General features: G+C 38.4%; 17 protein-coding genes. 7 read left to right on the top strand and 10 right to left on the bottom strand.

Features of this window, described 5'->3' with window-relative positions; translation table 11 throughout:
- Positions 1-460 precede the first annotated feature (460 nt).
- The 10 genes from Q5076_RS03580 to Q5076_RS03535 all read right to left on the bottom strand — a co-directional run bounded on the left by Q5076_RS03580 (position 461) and on the right by Q5076_RS03535 (position 10636).
- A complete protein-coding gene (locus tag Q5076_RS03580) occupies positions 461-1072 on the bottom strand; it encodes a hypothetical protein (protein ID WP_303010880.1) in 612 nt (203 codons plus the stop codon).
- Positions 1073-1103: 31 nt separating this feature from the next.
- Complete coding sequence (locus Q5076_RS03575; RefSeq protein WP_303010879.1) at positions 1104-1415, bottom strand: hypothetical protein; 312 nt, start codon at positions 1413-1415, stop codon at positions 1104-1106.
- 57 nt (positions 1416-1472) lie between these two features.
- Positions 1473-2153: a hypothetical protein gene (locus Q5076_RS03570; protein WP_303010878.1), complete on the bottom strand. Its 681-nt coding sequence runs from the start codon at positions 2151-2153 to the stop codon at positions 1473-1475.
- A gap of 134 nt (positions 2154-2287) precedes the next feature.
- Positions 2288-2833, bottom strand: a complete 546-nt coding sequence (locus Q5076_RS03565; RefSeq protein WP_303010877.1) for a hypothetical protein — start codon at positions 2831-2833, stop codon at positions 2288-2290.
- Between the two features lie 234 nt (positions 2834-3067).
- Positions 3068-3709: an O-antigen ligase gene (locus Q5076_RS03560; protein ID WP_303010876.1), complete on the bottom strand. Its 642-nt coding sequence runs from the start codon at positions 3707-3709 to the stop codon at positions 3068-3070.
- 1742 nt (positions 3710-5451) lie between these two features.
- On the bottom strand, positions 5452-6111 hold the full coding sequence (locus Q5076_RS03555) for a hypothetical protein (RefSeq protein WP_303010874.1): 660 nt from the start codon (positions 6109-6111) through the stop codon (positions 5452-5454).
- Positions 6112-6174: 63 nt separating this feature from the next.
- A complete protein-coding gene (locus tag Q5076_RS03550; RefSeq protein ID WP_303010873.1) occupies positions 6175-7455 on the bottom strand; it encodes a hypothetical protein in 1281 nt (426 codons plus the stop codon).
- A complete protein-coding gene (locus Q5076_RS03545) occupies positions 7448-8047 on the bottom strand; it encodes a hypothetical protein (RefSeq protein ID WP_303010872.1) in 600 nt (199 codons plus the stop codon). Before Q5076_RS03545 ends, Q5076_RS03550 begins: the two co-directional genes overlap by 8 nt.
- Positions 8044-9027, bottom strand: coding sequence for a hypothetical protein (locus Q5076_RS03540; protein WP_303010871.1), 984 nt, complete (start codon positions 9025-9027; stop codon positions 8044-8046). The genes Q5076_RS03545 and Q5076_RS03540 overlap by 4 nt, the downstream gene beginning before the upstream one ends.
- A 58-nt stretch (positions 9028-9085) precedes the next feature.
- Positions 9086-10636 (bottom strand): transglutaminase domain-containing protein, encoded by a 1551-nt coding sequence (locus tag Q5076_RS03535; RefSeq protein ID WP_303010870.1) that lies wholly within the window; start codon positions 10634-10636, stop codon positions 9086-9088.
- A 153-nt stretch (positions 10637-10789) separates the two neighbouring features.
- Here Q5076_RS03535 and Q5076_RS03530 point away from each other — a divergent pair, with 153 nt between their 5' ends.
- The 7 genes from Q5076_RS03530 (at position 10790) to Q5076_RS03500 (ending at position 17803) form a co-directional block, all read left to right on the top strand.
- Positions 10790-10915: a hypothetical protein gene (locus Q5076_RS03530; protein WP_303010869.1), complete on the top strand. Its 126-nt coding sequence runs from the start codon at positions 10790-10792 to the stop codon at positions 10913-10915.
- Between the two features lie 449 nt (positions 10916-11364).
- A complete protein-coding gene (locus Q5076_RS03525) occupies positions 11365-12750 on the top strand; it encodes a MotA/TolQ/ExbB proton channel family protein (protein ID WP_303010867.1) in 1386 nt (461 codons plus the stop codon).
- Entirely contained in the window at positions 12734-13180 is a 447-nt protein-coding gene (locus tag Q5076_RS03520) for a biopolymer transporter ExbD (RefSeq protein ID WP_303010866.1), read from the top strand. The genes Q5076_RS03525 and Q5076_RS03520 overlap by 17 nt, the downstream gene beginning before the upstream one ends.
- Before the next feature lie 4 nt (positions 13181-13184).
- Complete coding sequence (locus Q5076_RS03515; protein WP_004307631.1) at positions 13185-13610, top strand: biopolymer transporter ExbD; 426 nt, start codon at positions 13185-13187, stop codon at positions 13608-13610.
- On the top strand, positions 13585-15132 hold the full coding sequence (locus tag Q5076_RS03510) for an OmpH family outer membrane protein (protein WP_303010865.1): 1548 nt from the start codon (positions 13585-13587) through the stop codon (positions 15130-15132). Before Q5076_RS03515 ends, Q5076_RS03510 begins: the two co-directional genes overlap by 26 nt.
- A 113-nt stretch (positions 15133-15245) precedes the next feature.
- Positions 15246-15560, top strand: a complete 315-nt coding sequence (gene rhaM / locus Q5076_RS03505; protein ID WP_303010863.1) for an L-rhamnose mutarotase — start codon at positions 15246-15248, stop codon at positions 15558-15560.
- A 20-nt stretch (positions 15561-15580) separates the two neighbouring features.
- Positions 15581-17803: an alpha-L-rhamnosidase C-terminal domain-containing protein gene (locus tag Q5076_RS03500; protein ID WP_303010861.1), complete on the top strand. Its 2223-nt coding sequence runs from the start codon at positions 15581-15583 to the stop codon at positions 17801-17803.
- The last annotated feature ends 437 nt before the right edge of the window (positions 17804-18240 follow it).

Genomic DNA, 18240 nt, shown 5'->3' with positions numbered 1-18240 from the left:
ATATAAGGTGGTAAATGCTGAAAGAAATGATATTAGGTCTATAAAAATATTATCATTTTCTTTAATATTCACTATATATTTATTTCTAAAACCTATTTGTTCGAGTAAATTGACTAATAATATATTTATAATAGGTGATAGCCAAAATAATGCGCTTTTCATTTTTTTACTTAGATTATTTGTTTATATTCTTCATAGATTTTAGTTCATCATTTATTTGCTTTCAAATAAGTTAGATAAATGTAACATCCTAACACACCTATATAACTGGTTGCTAGAATAAAAAACATCCATAAAATGATCATTCCTATAGGAATACGATTTTTTCTTAACAGAAAAAATCCCCAAAATAACGGGAGTATCCAAACGCCCGATAATAAAGTGATATTCACTAGCCAATATACCATACTAATAATTATAATTTAATTACACATATAAATTGCAACAAAACGAAAGTCTACTATTCTCTAACGTTTTTTTTCCATGTAGTCTTTCCGGTGCTTAAGAAAGTGGTTATAAGATCAGACAAATATGGTTCTTGCCTTTGGTATTTTGAAATGATTCCTATTGAACGGTACATTTTTCCTTTATAGCACCAATCTAAGTCTACATAAACAATCGGTTCTCGGTCATTGAGAATTGATTGTTTAGCTATTTGTTTCAGAGTTGACAAAGAATCCGCTGTCACCTTACCTGTGCTCAACAACTTGCTCATTGAGAGGATCTCAAATTTTGGATATCGATTTTCTGTAATAATGGTATCGGTCTTCGTGACCACAGTATCTCGTTCAAACACAGTTGTTGAGAAACTGAAAGGAGATTGATCCGAAAAGATTGCTTCTACAAGGGCCAATTTTTCTTTTGGGGACGTAGCTGTTCCTTTATAAGCATAATCTACCAATTTCAATTGACTCAAATCGCCTACGCTATCAAACGGCGTGTGATTTTTATAATTCTCCAACATCTTTTGCAATTCAGGTCGTAGACCTCCTGTGCAATTGATATGGATAAATAGGAACAACACAGCCAAGAATAATGACACTTGTTTCAAATAAATACGATGTATACTCATTGTTTCAAATTATTTTTTGTTGTTAGTTTATTTATTTTGAAGGAATCTCTTTTGACTTCTCATAGGCTTTATGCCATATCGTATCTTTATCTTGCTTTGAATCGTTATCATTCTTTTTTCCAAATAGGTCCAATAACTTTTGGATATCATCCTCCCCTTCGTCTTTTTTAGGTTCAAGAGAGATTTTTCCATAAACAATGGAAAATCCTAATTCATGAAGTTCCTTCAAAAATTGTTTTTTAGAGGCCACACTTTCTATTTGTTTGCTGTTCTTACAGCTAACCAGAAATACTAGGAATGCAGAAGTGATAACTATCTTTCCTAATAAAGAGTGTCTTTTCATTTCCTATCTTTTTTCATTTCTACTTTTCATATTATTAAAATCTATCTTCATTTTATATCAGAGTTTAAGAGAAAAGGTTTTAGTAAAAGTTTCTCCATGATATTCATGTCTTTCGTCGCAATATTGTAATGTTCCGCTGCAACTCCCTATCAGTTCATTCGTCTCTTTTAAGAACGAGAAATGAAGATTACCGAGAAAACGGCTGAACGCCAAAGGAGAAGAGGTTTCATATTTTATGATGTATACCTCTTTGTTCAGTGAATTATATATGTACCAAACTATACATTCCAAATATACAGTCTTTTTTTGTACACTTTGATATATTATGGCCTTTTGCTTACAATACCGAATATGTTCATCTATCTGAATAGTTTCCTCATTTCGCCAATTGAGTGTTGTATCAGTACGTGGTATTAACTGCACAACGAACAATCCACCTTTATATTTCGCATATTTTCCTGCTTCTATAGAATCGCAAATAACCCTTATGTCATCATAAAGGTTCTGTCGTTTTTCTTTAGATATAGTTTCATTCAAAAAAGAATAATTTATCTTGTATATTCTGCTCATTGTCATCCATAACTGGTATTCTTCTGGCGTTGTTTTAGTTTTTATCCATTCCGGTACGGAATGTAAGGGTGCAAAAGAGTCTTTTTGTATGTTTGCCTCTTGGGCTACAGTATTTACAGATATATTTACTATTATAGTAATAAGTATATATTTAAAAAATAGTCTCATATTTAAAAATATTATGGTCTCTATTAGCGGGACGGTTAAAACAATTATTTTAAAATTCGATGATCAAATCTACAATTTGGCATTATAAAGCTCATTCTATTTCTTCTTCATATCTATACCCCCTTTTCTTTCAATTAATTCGTTTTATCACAATACAAACGCATTTCTCTTTTAATAGCTCTGACAATATCCGAGTCTACCTTCACCGGCTTCTCTATAATGAGATGTGCCAGTCTGCTTGCTTCCTTTTCATTTTTCATTTTTTTATAAACATAATGCAATCTATAAAGCGGAACGAATCGTACGGGACACATCTTCGCGGCTTTCTCCAGATAGTGCTTGGCCTTTTCATATTGTTCTAAGCCAATCAGTGCTTCAGCCTGCAACAGTTCCAAATCATAATCCGCCCAATACTTTCGGCAGGCAGAAACCGTTTTTTGACAATCATCATAACGCTTGGCAATGCAAAGCTCGGCGGCATAGTTGTACAAGAAGTAAGGTTCTTTACCTAAAGTCGCCAACAGATGTTGATAATGTGGAAGCATACTGTATGTTTGTCCACGGAGTGATAAACGTGATATTCTTTTCCATTTCATTTCAGCCTTTATTCTGTTTCCGACAGTAAAAAGCAGAAAAACACTTGCGACCAGCAAACAGATCGCAATGGCTTTCTTCATCATGTTCATTTGTGAGAAACGAAGATTTCCATAACCTTTCCCTATTAACACGCCAATGCCCAATACAGTAATAATCCAAGGAAAAGGATACGTGAAGGGGTAAGAAAATGAGGAAAAAACAGCGACCGATACTAAAGCCAACAAAGAAACATATCCTTCCTGTGATGGATGCCGCCTATAACAATAGACTAAGAATATCATCAAAGCCAGCAAGCATCCCCAACCTATTACTCCAAACTATACGCCGATAGAAAGAAATTCATTGAACGGATGCTTCACATTGTCCGCTAACATGGTAAACTGACTGTTCGGATGCTCTTCGAAATACTTTGCCTGATAATCCATATAGTGAGCTTTGAATGCTCCGATGCCATGTCCCGTGATAGGTTTGTCTTTTATCATTTCCCATGTACACTTCCATATCAGTAGTCGCCCGTCTGCAGAATCTTTCTTCCATTGATAGATGACATTGAAAAGAAGAATGGCACTGACAAGAAAAAGCATCAGACTGAAACAAAATCCTATAATAGCTTTTCTTCCATGAAGCTTTTTCACATTGTAATAAACGAAATGAACAATTGAGACAATAGCAATACAAAGTAATCCTGTGCGGGATTCAGACATCAAAATACCGATGGAGATAATAAGCATCGCAAACCAACTGCTCCATCGTATACTTTTAGTATTTGTGTCAAGTAAGAAATAGACCGTGAAAGGTAGTCCTGCACACAAACATCCTGCAAATCCGGCGGGATTATCGAAACTACCGGTCACTTTATATGTGTCAGAGGAAGGAGGTAAGATATTGCAAAATTGCAAGATTCCATATCCAGCCTGAAGAACGCATAAAATGATAATCATCGCATTTAGAACTTTCATATTGCAGGCATATTTTTTCCCAGCCAATAGCATAACTGAAAAAACAAGCCCTATTATTCCTAATCCTATAAATGCGAAAAGCCATTTAGGAAGAATTTGATTGTCAGTAAAGGCAGATGTATTTACGAATAAAGTACCCGCGCACAATATACAAAACGAAGCTATCAATAGATAATTCATTATTTCTTCTTATTGCTAACATAAATATAGTATCCCAATACACCTATATAATTTGTAATCAGAATGATAATTCATCCATATCCACTTTTCAGGAATAGATGCTTTATTCTTAAGAAATAAATACCAGCCCAATGTTATTGGAATCACTATATATATAGCAAGGACTAGGATAATAGGGATTATTTGTACCATATTGTTTATTTTAATTTTATCTGAAATAATTTTCCACGCAATACAAACGCTACGATATAGAACGGCATGAAGTAAAGCATTGAATAAATAAATTCACCTATAGGAAACGCATTGTTATTACATATATACAGGTCATACGTAGTGGTTGTTACAAATGCAATGACACCAAAATGTATCAGAGTTTGGAGAAAAGCTGATACAATTGTAATTATTAAAACTGCCTGTTTGGTAAAATCACGGGAACTGCATATCCATAGATAAAGATATAGCCATATAATAAGCAATAAATTGCCAATTACATATACATTCCAATATAAGGGTGGATGCTTAGCACTATTTACATTATTAAGAGATTCAATCCAATCTATAAATATACAGAATAGATAATTCAAAATTGGCAAGAGTCGCCATAGGGTCTTATATATAAGTGTTTTACTCATTGAATTGCACCTTTATTCTGTTTCTTGCTTACTAATTCTATTTTCTTGAATAAATAAAATGCCAACAAATAGAAAGGGATGAAATATAATAAAGAATGGAAAAACCAAAAAGCATTGATATATAGAGCATATTCTCTATGGTCATTGTAGTCTATGAAAGACGTATAGACATACATGGTAATATGTAAAGCGGTCTGTATCATCATCCATGAAATGGTTACTAATTTAATTGGTTTTCCATGACGTATTCGTATGTAGCAAACCAATAGATACGAATACAAGAGTATAATAAGTAATATACTTCCTATTATATGCGCCGTGGCGTAAATGGGTGGTTCCTCCTTAATTTGCTGAGCAATATAATCAAAAGGCAAATTGGGCATCATATCTAAAATGATACTCCATAAATAATTAATAATGGGGAGTACACATAATAAGCTATATGTAAGACGTTTCATTGCTTTTTGAATTTTAGTTTACTATAAATTTTTATTCAATGCTTGTAATTCGTAAGAAACAAAAATCGAATTCCAATATTTGGGTATGACCCCGATATCATTACTTATCCATTTAGCTGTTTAATGAATATCCGTAATCGCCACCTTTCGCTTGTCATTTGTCAGAACGAATAGTCATCGGCTTGCCCTCGATAATTCCTTAGAAAGGGAGGATTACTGATATTCATATTCCCAAATTTATACTTTCATCATTCACTATTTGGCTTTACGTCTTTTATATGATTTAATAATTATATAAAAAACACAGCCAATAATAGGGAAAGAAAGAATTATAAAGATATTCAATATCTTATTCCATACATTGACTTTATCAGTTATTGCAAAACCTACTGCTATTAGTGAGAAAGTATATATTATGCAAGAAATAGCATCCCAATTTTCTAGTATGAAGCCTAAATCATTTTTCATAAATTTATACTTGTTCAGTTCCATTTATAGTAAAAGATTGTCGAGTCAACTCAATCCACTGCAATTCTAAAATAGCATACCATTTAATAGTTCCTGTTATTGCATAGGAGATGCTTGAAGACCCTAACCAACTTGCTGCTGCACTATCTTGAGTCCAAGAAGAAAAATACCAAGTGTCATAATTTTTGCTGGAAACAGAAATATCTCCTTTACCTTTTTGGGCGTAGGTAAGATCAATAATTATTTGATATTCTCCATTAGCGTCCAATTCAGCAGTGAAAGATTTTGATCCAGCTTGCCCTTTATCTGTATCATCGGTGTTATCGCTATCGTCAGTATCGCCGCCAGTACTACCTCCTCCAGTGCTACTACCACCTTCGGTCCTAGTTTTTATTCTTATAATATTTCCTTTGATGGAAGGGGAGTCATTAAATTTTATACTGTTTATCTCTTTTATAAATTCATCCAGTTCTGTTTTATCTTTAAGGATTAATGGACGTATCCCTTTGGGGATATCTGTACTTGAAATAACTTTTACTGTAATATCACCGATAGCATCGTTTGTAAAAGATGTAGACTCAATATATTCCTCCTCGCTACAACTACCAAGCCCTATTAATAATGTAAAAAAAGCCACTGCCCAAATAAGTTTTTGTAATTTCATATTTTAAATGTATTATAATTAATTAAATGTTACAACGCGTCTTTAAAATCAAAAGACTATTATTCAAAAAATGTTTTCTCTGTTTTCTTTTTTCCCTTCTTTTCCCTTTTTATCCAACTCCTGCAAAACTGCAGGTTTATGATCCTTCACATCGCACAGTTTGAATAGGTTTTCTTGCGATCGTTCAATGTTCACCCATTCTTGTGCTACTCCGAGTTTCAACTCATAATCGGTTAACTCTTTCAATATGTCCTTCCGATTTGAATTGTTGACCAATTCATATTTTTCCAATACCGGTATTCGTTTCAATGCGTTTTTCTCCGCCTGTATCCTTCGTTTAGCAACCAACAATTTGTCAATGCGTTCCATTGTAAGAATGGGGACGATCAACTTGCATTCCAGCCCCCTGTCAGAAAACTTTTCTTTCTTCGCCTTCTTTTGTTGACGGACTTGCAGGTAAGTGTTGTATGTTGCCAGCAATGTATCCAATGTGTTCTCGTCCAAATTCAGACTTAGCGTATCCCGTTTCAGGATGACTTCGCGAATCATGGACCATGACGGGAGCTGCTTATAAATTTCCACCCTTTGCACATCTCGAGGTTTCAGAGCCTCGTAATGAGCTTGTGCTTCTTTTATTTTTTCCTTATCTCCATAGTCTTTCCAATAGCTGATGATAGCCTGTTGTTCGCTTTCAAACCGGAATAATGGCTGATAGAGTTTTGCGCTGTCCATATCCGCACGCATCAAGTAGTTTCTTTTCAAGTCTGTGAGCCATTTCTTTACAGTTTTTGATGTTTTTTCCTGATTCTCCAGTTCATAATAAGTCAGGTATTTGGCATGAGTCAAAATGCTGTCGGCTTTACGTTGTTCAATGGCGCGGATGTCTTCTTTCTTTTGTTCTTTCATACGTTCCAAGCAGTCACTTTCTTTCAATAAATGATCTACTTGTTTAGGAGTCAGATGCAAGGCATCTTTTTGAAGTACGACCTTTCGCAGGCGTGAAGAACTTCGTGGCATCATTTTCAATTTGTAGGCATTGAATTCCAGGGATGAAAGAATACTACGCAATTCTTCAACTGATGTGCGGAAATAGACGCCGAGTGTGTCGGACAATCCTGTTTGATGCAGGGCTAATGCAGCCAAACTGTCTTGCTGCATAAAGTGCGTGCCCAGTTTCATTTGGGTTACTTCACTGACAGGTGTAATGGAAATGACCTCGTGGATTCGTTGCACGATGTGTACAGGAAAGTGGTTTATTGCAGATTTGCTGACTTGCCCCATTGCAACTATGGAAATGAATTGGAAAATACTAAACCCCAATATATACTTTAATTTTTTATTCATTTTTTATTCTTTGATTTTGAGGTTCAATACATGACAATGGAATTTTAAATCCCCACATATTAGTTATATCAAATACTTTTAGAGTTTTAGGATTGATAAAGATATAGCACGTATATGGCACAAGGTTTACTGTACAAACTATCTCATAAATTTCATCTCCTATATGAGTATTTACTGCATAAGAAGCCATTTCCTTAGCACAACTTATGTCTAAACAGTATTTCTTGTCTATATTTAAAGATATCTTGCCCTTCTTCATACTGTTTTCCGAAGGAACTTCTGCGTATATTATCCATTTAGGTAGATCTAATAAATTATGAATAAGCATTCTTTTACAATGCTTGTTTTTTTTGACGATTCCAATATATTTGTAAGACTTCAACTGTATCCAGTCAACATTATCAAACAAATAGGTGAAATTTGAAAATAAATTTTCTAAGCACATTTTAGTGGATACCGGGACGTCTCCGTATGTATATAAAGTAGTAAACTGCTTAGATGAGGCTTGTCCTTGAACATTATTTATACATGAAATTAGAAAAATAATCCATATATATTTTTTTGTTTTAAATAATTTGATATTTCTATTCATGGTTTTTCTATTGGTATAGTTAAATGTTCAGGAATAACGTATTTCCCTCCAGTTTTACCACGTGCACCACCTGGTATTGTAAATCCACTTCCATTCCAAGATAAAGTCAAATCGACGGAATTTCCGACCAAAACTCCAAATTTATAATCACAATGTCCATTTTCTCCAGTTTCAAAAGACAGATATTTAACTTCTGACGTTGCAGAAAAGCCATCCTTAGCATTAAAATAACATTTTTCATCTTTTGTCTTTATACTAATTTTCCCATCTTTCTTTTCACCTTTTACACGGACTACGCAAGATGCCCTAGCTCTTATTTGGCCTAGCCAATCTGTTGCTGTATATTCTCCACTATCATATTCATATTGAAACCATTCGCTCTTGGACTCACTAGAATCACCAGAACCTCCACCACTCCAACTACCTTCTTCAAGTGACTTTGTTCTGGGAAAATAAGTCATTTGCTCTCTATTATCATTTACTGTTACATATCTAAAGTTTGACAAAATATCATCATATACAACACATGTATCGCATACAATGCATCGAGTAGTAAATAGTCTTTCCTGAACTGACCAATGCAATTCAATAACCGACAATTGAGAGAAGCGTTTTAATATTTTCTTTTTCTTATCAATAAGAATATTTGATATTTCATTATATTTCTCTTTGATATTTTGGTATGTCATTAATTGAAAATGATTTATATCATTTGAATCGTTATACAATGGGAAGCAATCATCATTCATAATGTCATAATCGTTCTTTACAGGTGGGGATGTGAGTACATCATAGTACAATAATTCCAAATTTTGTAAAACTAGCAGTTTACTTCCTTCTCCTGCAACAATGTAGTCTAATTGTTTTTTCCAAGTGCTAGATGTATCGGTAATAAGGCTATTGTCCATAAAATCGTCTTGTGAACATGAATACATTCCAACAAACAGAAATAACATAATTAAAAAATAACAGTTCTTCATTTCTAAATTTTTTATTGATTAATAATAGGATTATATTGTCTAATTTAATCTATTCTAATTACCACCAGTACCGTGTCCCGTCTTGCATAATGATGAACGGTCGTTCCTTATCTACGGAATACTCCGGAATCAACCGGAACAGGACATTGCCGGGAGCATTTTCGAAGAAGATGGATGTTTTGCCCTCTTCAGCAATCTGTGTTCCTAATGATTTCCAGACTTTGTCCCAGTAAAAAAGTTCATACTCCTTGCCGGGGCGGAAGATAAGGTATCCGTCTTGTTGCTTGATTTCTACCGTACGCCGATGAACGGTGTCGGGAGTCAATTGCAATTCGTGGTTGTAGGCATGCACTTGTGGATATCCCGCTTGAACCACTCGCCCATGTTTGTAATAGACAGGCAAAATGACGATTCCTTTCGGCATATTGGAAAAAGTGACTGAATCGCCTCTTACTTCGCCCCACCATGCGGGACGCCATCTGCCCCAATTGAAGACGTATGCATAAGCAATATCCGCTTTGGGTACATCGGGAGACAGTCCGACAGTTACATCGGAGGATTCCCACCATTGGGGAGTAACATCTTTATAATTGAGTGTACGCAAATGACAAGGAGGAATATCTTGCCAGCCCACTTTGGCCGCGAGGACATCCGGCTGCTTGGAATAAGTGGTACGAAGCACCTTCGCCGGTTCACGGTTCATGTTACGATTGACAACGGTATTGTTTGTTACATCCAGTCTGACAGGCTGCATCCGTTTGTCGAATACAGTGTTGACAAAATGGGATCCCATCGAAGTGGCCCACCACGGGACTACATCGTATGCCGCAGGGATACCTTGTGAACGGAGACTGAATACTTGCAGAGCAGCAATATCTTCGCATGCTCCCCGTTTACGGAAGAGCAGTTGCAGGGCAGAAAGGCGGGAAAGCGGTTCATCCTCAATCAGTGGTTTTCGTCCGTAAGAAGAGGTGAACCACAAATGGTAGTCCATGCCGGCATACTCAAGTACACGCTCCAATGGCTTATTCTGTAAGCTGTCGGTCATCCATCGGTATTTCTGCCGGTACGTTTCGCGCCAGGCTTCCAAGGGTTCTACCGTGACACGATAGGGCAGGATGTATTCGCAGAAGTCTTCAAAAGGAATTTCTTTGAACTGGGAGCTACGCCACGCCTCGAAAGCCTGATTGACATTATCAATAAGGTATTCTCCCTTCAAAGATTTTAGGTCTTCTATAATTGTATCCTTAAATACCAATCCGCCATAAAAAGCACGCATCGAGTCTATAGCTGCTACAGCCGAAGCAATGTCAGGATAATCAAATTCACGGAAGGGGATGTTATTGCCTAGCGTGTCTTTCAGTACGTAAGTTTCGGTGTAATGAATGTCCATATTACTTATAAGGAAATACAGGGCTTGCAGCATTTGTTGGTCATCTTTTTCTATAAAGTAGCGGAGAGCTTTTTCTAATTCTGCACGGTTAACGCCTGCCTTGTTTAATGCAGTTTCTACTTCGGCAGGATATTTGACATTGCTCCGGAACGTCCACCCGGTTAAGGTACAGGAGATTACAACAACGAAAGTAAGAAATGAAAAGTTTTTCATCATATTTTTTAATATAATAAGAAACGAATTAGTCATATTTGTGCGTTTAATTAATATAAAATTGGAAATGAAAATGTTCTATAACTGAATTGTGCTGACAAAAGTAGGCTTCTTTTGCTTAAGTAAGGTCTGTAATTCGTTCAAAAAGGTTCAAATATGAATAGAATATGTTTGTCGAAGAAGGAAAGTACAAGAATCATTCAAAAAGGTATAAAAGACTTCGTTTTTTATTTTGTTCGTAAGTATAAGCTGATTCATCACCTGCTCGTCCGGCAGAAATAAGCAAGGTAATGGGAGAATACTATAACTATAGCTACGGCAGATGTTGTTTATGTCGTATTGATGTCGGTTGAAAATCTAGTGAAGCTGTATGCCGGTTTAAAAATCAGGATGGATGGACGTGCATTGTAGCTACTGAAATGTGAAAAAGGCGAAATGAGAGGAATCGGATATCTGTGAGAAAATTACATGCGGAGTAATATGGTGAATGCCTGGAATATAATGATATATAGATAATTGTCTGGTAAAGGGAGGTTCAGGTGTGATTTATTTTTGAACCTTTTTGAATGATTGTCGAACTTTATATAAAGTCGTATATTAGAGATTTGGAACTTTTTGAATGATTAGAGTACCCGTTTATTTATTATTTTTATGAACTTTGTCACTGTGAATTATCGAGATGATTTGCAGGATGTAATTATAAGAATTAATAATAAAAAAGAAGAATAGACATGAATTACACAAAAATGAAATTTGATTTGAAAAAGGGGATATTAGGTGTGTGTATCCTGGGAGTGACGCTGTTGCTTGCTAATACGCTTTCAGCACAGGAAAACGGAAAGTCTGGTAAAGGATTGTACGAATTATTCAGTACTAAATTACCGGGTGGAACTCAATGGATAAAAGATAATAAATATGTCCGTGACGGGGGATATTCCAAGAAAACAGAAAATTATATATATGTAAGCGCTTCCAAAAGCCCTGCCGAACTAACCGGGCTGTCTATTCCCATTCGGGAGAATCCCGGACCGGGTGAATACCGTTACATCACTTTTGCGTGGGTGAAATGGGGAGGAGAACAGATTGGGCTGAAATTCCATGTTTCTGAAAAATCCGCTAACCAGAAAGGAAAGAAATATGATTTTACCTATATTGCCGGAGAACCGAAAGATTTGATTAACCGGCTGACCGGTCTGAACCTGGGTGATAAGCCGGGACATTGGATGGTGATGACACGCGACCTTTGGAAAGATTTCGGTAATGTCACTTTAACCGGAATGTCATTTATCTGTCCGGAGAGGCGTGATGCGGGGTTTGACGAGATTTTCCTGGCAAAGACGCAGGATGATATAAAAAATGCTCCCAAGGTGCTTCCTAGTGAAATCGCTACTGCTGTGCCTGCGGAGGAGAGTGATGACGCCTTGACATATGACGAGGTTGCTGCAGATAGCATCGCGGCTGCTCAAGGGGTACAGATAGACTGGGGGGCACAGATTAAAGCCGGCGGTTCGATGATGTATCCTCTGTATTTGTTGGGATTGATTGCTCTTGTGATTGCCATCCAACGCTTGATTACTTCCCGTCAAAGCCGTCTGGCTCCCAAACCTTTGTGTAAGAGCGTCAAGGAGTGTTTGGCAAATGATGATTTGAAGGGGGCCCTTGCCGCTTGTGACAAGTATCCTTCTACGTTGGCTAATTCGTTGCGTTTCATATTCGAACATGTGAAGTCAGGACGTGAAGCTGTCAGCCAAACGGCGGGTGATATGGCTGCCCGTGACATACGTACGCATCTGGCGCGTATTTATCCTCTTTCCGTCATTGCTTCGCTGGCGCCGTTGATTGGTCTGCTGGGAACTGTTGTCGGTATGATTGAAGCGTTCGGCCTGGTCGCTTTGTATGGTGATGAAGGCGGTGCGTCTATTTTGTCCGATTCTATCTCCAAGGCATTGATTACGACTGCTGCCGGTTTGATTATAGCTGCTCCCGCCATTGCTTTGTATTTTATCATCAAGAACCGTATTATGCGTATGGCTTCATTGGTTGAGGTAGAGGTGGAAGAGGTGATTACCAAATTGTATTTGGACAACGGGGAGGAAAAGCATGAGACTGAATTATGATGAAGAAGATAAGGTGGAGGTACAGATGTCTCCTTTGATAGACTGTGTGTTTTTGTTGCTTATTTTTTTCCTGGTGACTACGATGATGAAAAAATGGGAGATGCAGATTCCGCTGACTCTTCCTACGATGACTTCGAGCCTTTCCACTACGCGGGCGGGCGAAGAGGCAGTGATTATCGCAGTGGATGAGGAGAAGAATGTGTATCAGGTGGTAGGACATGACGCCTATTCGGGAGAAAGTGCTTACTTGCCTGTGAAAGATTTGAGTGCGTTTCTTTCCGATTTGCGTAACAGCCGGGGAGTGGAAACTCATATTGATGTGACGGCTTATCGCACTGTGCCGGTAAGCACGGTGATAGAGATATTCGACCAATGTCAAATACAGGGGTTCACGCATACGCGGGTACGCCTTGGAAGCAAACCTTATTGAGCCTATGAGATTGTCATTATTTAATAACGAAGACGAGCCGGAAGTCTCGATGTCTCCTTTGATAGACTGCGTGTTTTTGCTGCTCATTTTCTTTTTGGTGTCTACCATGACGAAAGTGAAGAACAGGGATATTCCTGTGGACTTGCCTACCTCGCAATCGGCCGTAAAATTGAAACCGGACGACAAACAGGCTATTGTGGGATTGGATGCTGACGGTAACTTTTATTGGGACGGGCAACCTTGCTCTACCAATTTTATGATGGAACAATTGCGGCAGACGTGTATCACCGATCCGGGAAAGCGTATCCGTATCGATATGGACAGGCATACTCCGTTCGGGCGTTTTGTGGAGGTGATGGATGCTTGCCAGTTTTATAACTTAACTAATATAGGAATCAGGACGTATGACGAGAACTACAACAGGGAGTAGCCGTCTGACGGTTATCCTATCATGGGTGATATCACTGGTTTGTTTTGCGGGAGGTGCTCTTTATATTTGGATGATGCCGTCTCCAAATCAGGAAACGGTGGAATTGCAGATAAAGCAGCAGAAAAATCAGAAGTCCCGGAAGAGTTTGATGGAGAAGGTGAAACAGGAACAGGCACAACGGACATTGCCTGCCGATTATGCCAGGCAGTTGGTGAAGCAGTCGGAAATCCTGGTGAAGAAAAATTTGGAAGAGCAGGTGAGGAAGTTCCGGACTATGGCCGAGACAATGAGACGGCGGAAGGATGATATGTTGACGAAGGTGGAAAAAAGGAAATTGCCGTGGGGGGCGCCTGCTGATGCGAATGATACGTCGAAAGCAAGGGCGGTTCCCAAAGCCGGCAACCCGCCCGCCAATGCTTCCGTAGAGGAACTTTATGCTGCGTTGCGTGATTATGAGGCTGAGATTCAGCAGAATCATTTGGCTGTGAGCGCTGCCAAGCAGTCATTGTCTAAGGGGCAGTCGTTTCCTGAGGTGTACAGTTCTTTGAAGGCGGGTAATTCACGGATGCCGAGCTTTGACGAATTGATAAGAATGCAGTTGAGGGGAGAAGAATGGGCTACCTCGGCGGGCAGTAATGCCAGCGGGGGATTGCAGATAAAGAGTACTGCCGATTTGAATAATTATCGCGGGTTGCTGGGACAGGCTACCCGGCAGGCAGGATTGGCGCAATCTCGTTTGGAGGGTTTATTCGGAGCGGTCCGGCAGGCTGGAAAACCCGGAGCGGGTATGGGACAGGGAGACGGCAGACCTGGTAATGGAGGTCCCGGAGGCAATGGAAACGGAACCGGTACGGGGATGGGAGGTTCCGGAGAAGTGACAGCTCCCGGAGGCGGAAAGGGGACGTTCAGCGCTTATTCCGGTTCGAAGTTGAGTAAAGAGATGGTGAAGGCGCAAGCGTTGCCCGGACGGCGTTTCTCCAGAAATGCGGAACGCAAGGGATGGCTTTATATCAATACGTGGTATATGATTGGACCGTGGGAGAGCTTTGGACGGGAGGATTTCTCCATTGTTCATCCGCCTGAAATTTCAATTGACTTCGATGCTGTTTATACCGACGGGCAGGTAGGGACAGGGATTGCGGAAACGGATTCCGACCCGTTGAAGGTTATCGGGGATGAGGTACAGCTTGACGGAACGCTTCGTTGGAAATTTATGCAGAGTGAATCTATGCATAATGTTCCGCCTGTGACTACCGGGCATTCTACTTATTATGCTTATACGGAGCTTTATTTTGACGAGGCTACTACGATGCTGGTGGCTATCGGTACGGATGACAGCGGCCGGGTCTGGATTAACGGTAAGGATGTGTGGCGCGATTACGGGACCAGTTGGTATAATATTGATGAACATATCGCTCCTTTTCAGTTCCGGCAAGGGTGGAACAAGGTCTTGGTGCGGTTGGAAAACGGTGGAGGCGGCCCGTGCGGGTTCAGTTTTTTGATTATTCCTCAGGATAAGTGAATCGGATTTCTTTCCCGAAATTATCAGGATATTTGAACAAAAGTCATTAGTGAGGTGTCCGAGAGCGGATTGTTTCGTTTTGATGGATTGTTAGGAACTAAATTTTAATTAGTATGAAAAGAGAAGCTTTTAAAATGTTTTTAAAACAAGGGTGTGAGGCTGAGTATGAAAAACGCCATAATGAGATTTGGCCGGAACTAAAAAAAATGTTGGCTGACAACGGGGTGTTTGATTATTCTATTTATTGGGATAAAGAGAGTAACTATTTATTTGCATTTCAGAAAACGAAGGGAGGACAGTCTTCCCAAGAGATGGGAATTGAACCTATTGTACAGAGATGGTGGGACTATATGGCAGATATTATGGAGGTGAATCCCGATAATTCACCTGTTACGGTTTCTTTGAAAGAAGTGTTTCACATGGACTGAAAATGAAAATCGAAAAAAGTATGAAATGGGGTTATTTGATTTTGAACGTTTTTTCTTGTTTATTATCGGGCGCGTTACCGGCACGGGCTCAGTTGAATGTTCCGGAGCAGTTGCGATGTGACTTGTTATTACAAACAGATTACCAGTCTTCAAAAGGATTTATCGTTCCGGTAGAATGGAAGTCCGTTATGTCCGGTAAAAATGAAAGTGTGAAGATTTTGTCTAAATTCCCGGCGTTTGGTTGGAACATATCGCATGGAAAATCAGGAGTTACTCAGACGGCATATCAGATTTTGGTAGCCAGCAGTGAAAATAACTTGAATAAAAATACAGGTGATTTATGGGACTCTGGGAAGGTGATGAGTGCGCAGTCTTCCGGGATTGTATATGCCGGCAAGCCTCTTATCGGGAATAAGTTATATTATTGGAAAGTCAAAATCTGGGATGAGGAGGAAATGGAAAGCGGTTATTCTCGAATAGCGACTTTTTTAACAGATAGAGAATTACAGGAACATGCCACTGCCCGATATCCTATTCAGAAAGAACAGGAAATGCCTGTCAATATATGTAATATGGGAGATAATAGGATTGTGGCTGATTTTGGAAAGGCTGCTTTTTGCGGACAATTATATTTGAATTTGACCTCTGAATACGAATGTGATACGATAGTGCTGCATTTGGGTGAAGCGGTGACTTCTGACGGATATGTGAATAAGGACCCGAGATGTAAGATTCGGTATTATGATTACTCTCTCCCTTTGCGTAAAGGAAAACATACCTATCAGGTTGATTTCCGCCGGGGGGGAGGCAGTATCAAAGTCCCTGGATATATCGGGCAAGTCATTCCTTTCCGTTATGTAGAGTTAGAAAATTATTCGGGTGATGCAAATGATATTTTATTAATAAGAAATGCAGCTTATTATCCTTATGATGAGAAGGCTTCTTATTTTGAAAGCCCGGATAGCATCTTAAATAAGGTTTGGGAATTATGTAAGTATAGTGTGAAAGCTACTTCATTTACAGGACAGTTCATTGACGGTGATAGAGAGCGGAAACCTTATGAGGGTGATAATTATATAGGGCAACTTACAGCTTATTGTGTCGATTCGGAATATAATTTACCGCGTTATTCGCATGAATATACAATGCGTAAGGCTACTTGGCCTACTGAATGGATTTTGATATCTGTAATGACTGCATGGAATGATTATCTTTATACGGGTGACTTACGTTCTATTCGTTATTATTATGAAGATTTAAAAGCTAAATGCCTGATGGACTTTGAAACAGAGAAACACTTGATTTCTGTATCCGGAACTGAGTTACGCAAGGATTCGGCTATAATGGCTAAGATTTATCGTAAAGGAGGTATTTCGGATATTATAGATTGGCCATCGCGTGACGGATATGTGGGAGGTACTTATAAATCTGTTATTAATGCGTATTATTACCGTGTTTTAGTATTGATGTCGTATATTGCAGATGCTATTAATAATCAGGAAGACGCTGAGTTTTTCCGTAAAAAAGCTGTTCTGGTAAGGGAAAGTTTCCAAAAAATGTTTTGGGATAAAAAGAATAAACGTTATCGTGACAGTGATAAAACAAATCACGCTTCTTTGCATGCTAATATGTTTCCAATGGCTTTTGGATTGATTGATGAGGATAATAAAGCATCTGTGATGGATTATATCCGCAGTAAGGGAATGGCGTGCAGCGTTTTTGGCGCTCAATTCTTATTGGAGGCTGTCTATGCAGGGGGAGACGGAAAATATGGGCGTTCGTTAATGAATTCGACAGATGAAAAGAGTTGGTATAATATGATTCGTGAAGGTAGTACCATTACGATGGAAGCATGGGGAAATGATTATAAAGGCAATCAGGATTGGAGTCATATATGGGGAGCAGCTCCCGGCAATGTAATTATGCGTGATTTGGTTGGAGTAAAACCGATAGAACCGGGTTGGAATAGATTTCAAATCAAACCACAGTTAGGAGGGCTTGAATGGGTAAAAGCAAAAGTGCCGACCATTAAAGGACCGGTTATTGTAAATTATCGTCAAGGTGCGCGTACATTTATGATGGAAGTCAATATACCAGGTAATACGGAGGCTGTAATTATTCTTCCGAAAAAGAAGAAGAATAGGGTGAAGATTAATAGTAAATCTGTTGATGTGAAGCTGGAAAATGATAATATAATTCTTCCATCGTTGAAAAGCGGTAGTTATGAGATAATATTAGATTAGTTTTTATAGGTAAGAAGATTGTTTAAAGATTGATTATTGGTAGAAGTTATGTGAAGGTTTTATGCACCTTCCATAACTTTCTTTTAGTGAATTTGATTGGAGCATAAGACAGTAGTTCTGATTTTCCCAACTCAGGACCATTACTTGGATTCTTATGTTTACCGGAAGTCTTGGAGTGGAATATTTAGCGGTTATGGATGTTGTTTTGTAATAAATAAGATATTTAATAAACAAAATGATAGAGGTATTGACATTTCTTATTTTATCGGGAATTTTTTCGATAGTTTATTTGCTTTATAAGTATATGTATATCAAAAGAGAGTTGCGGCAATTGAAAAACAAGCGTTGACCGGTTCTCTCCGTGAATGTTAATCCTGCCGGTATTTTTATTGATAAGTACCGGCGGTATTTTTTATTTAAAAAGGACTGAAAAGGCG

Source organism: uncultured Bacteroides sp. (assembly GCF_958445495.1).
Taxonomy (GTDB): Bacteria; Bacteroidota; Bacteroidia; order Bacteroidales; family Bacteroidaceae; genus Bacteroides.
Note: the sequence above shows the minus strand (reverse complement) of the source record. Positions and strands in the feature narration are given on the sequence as shown.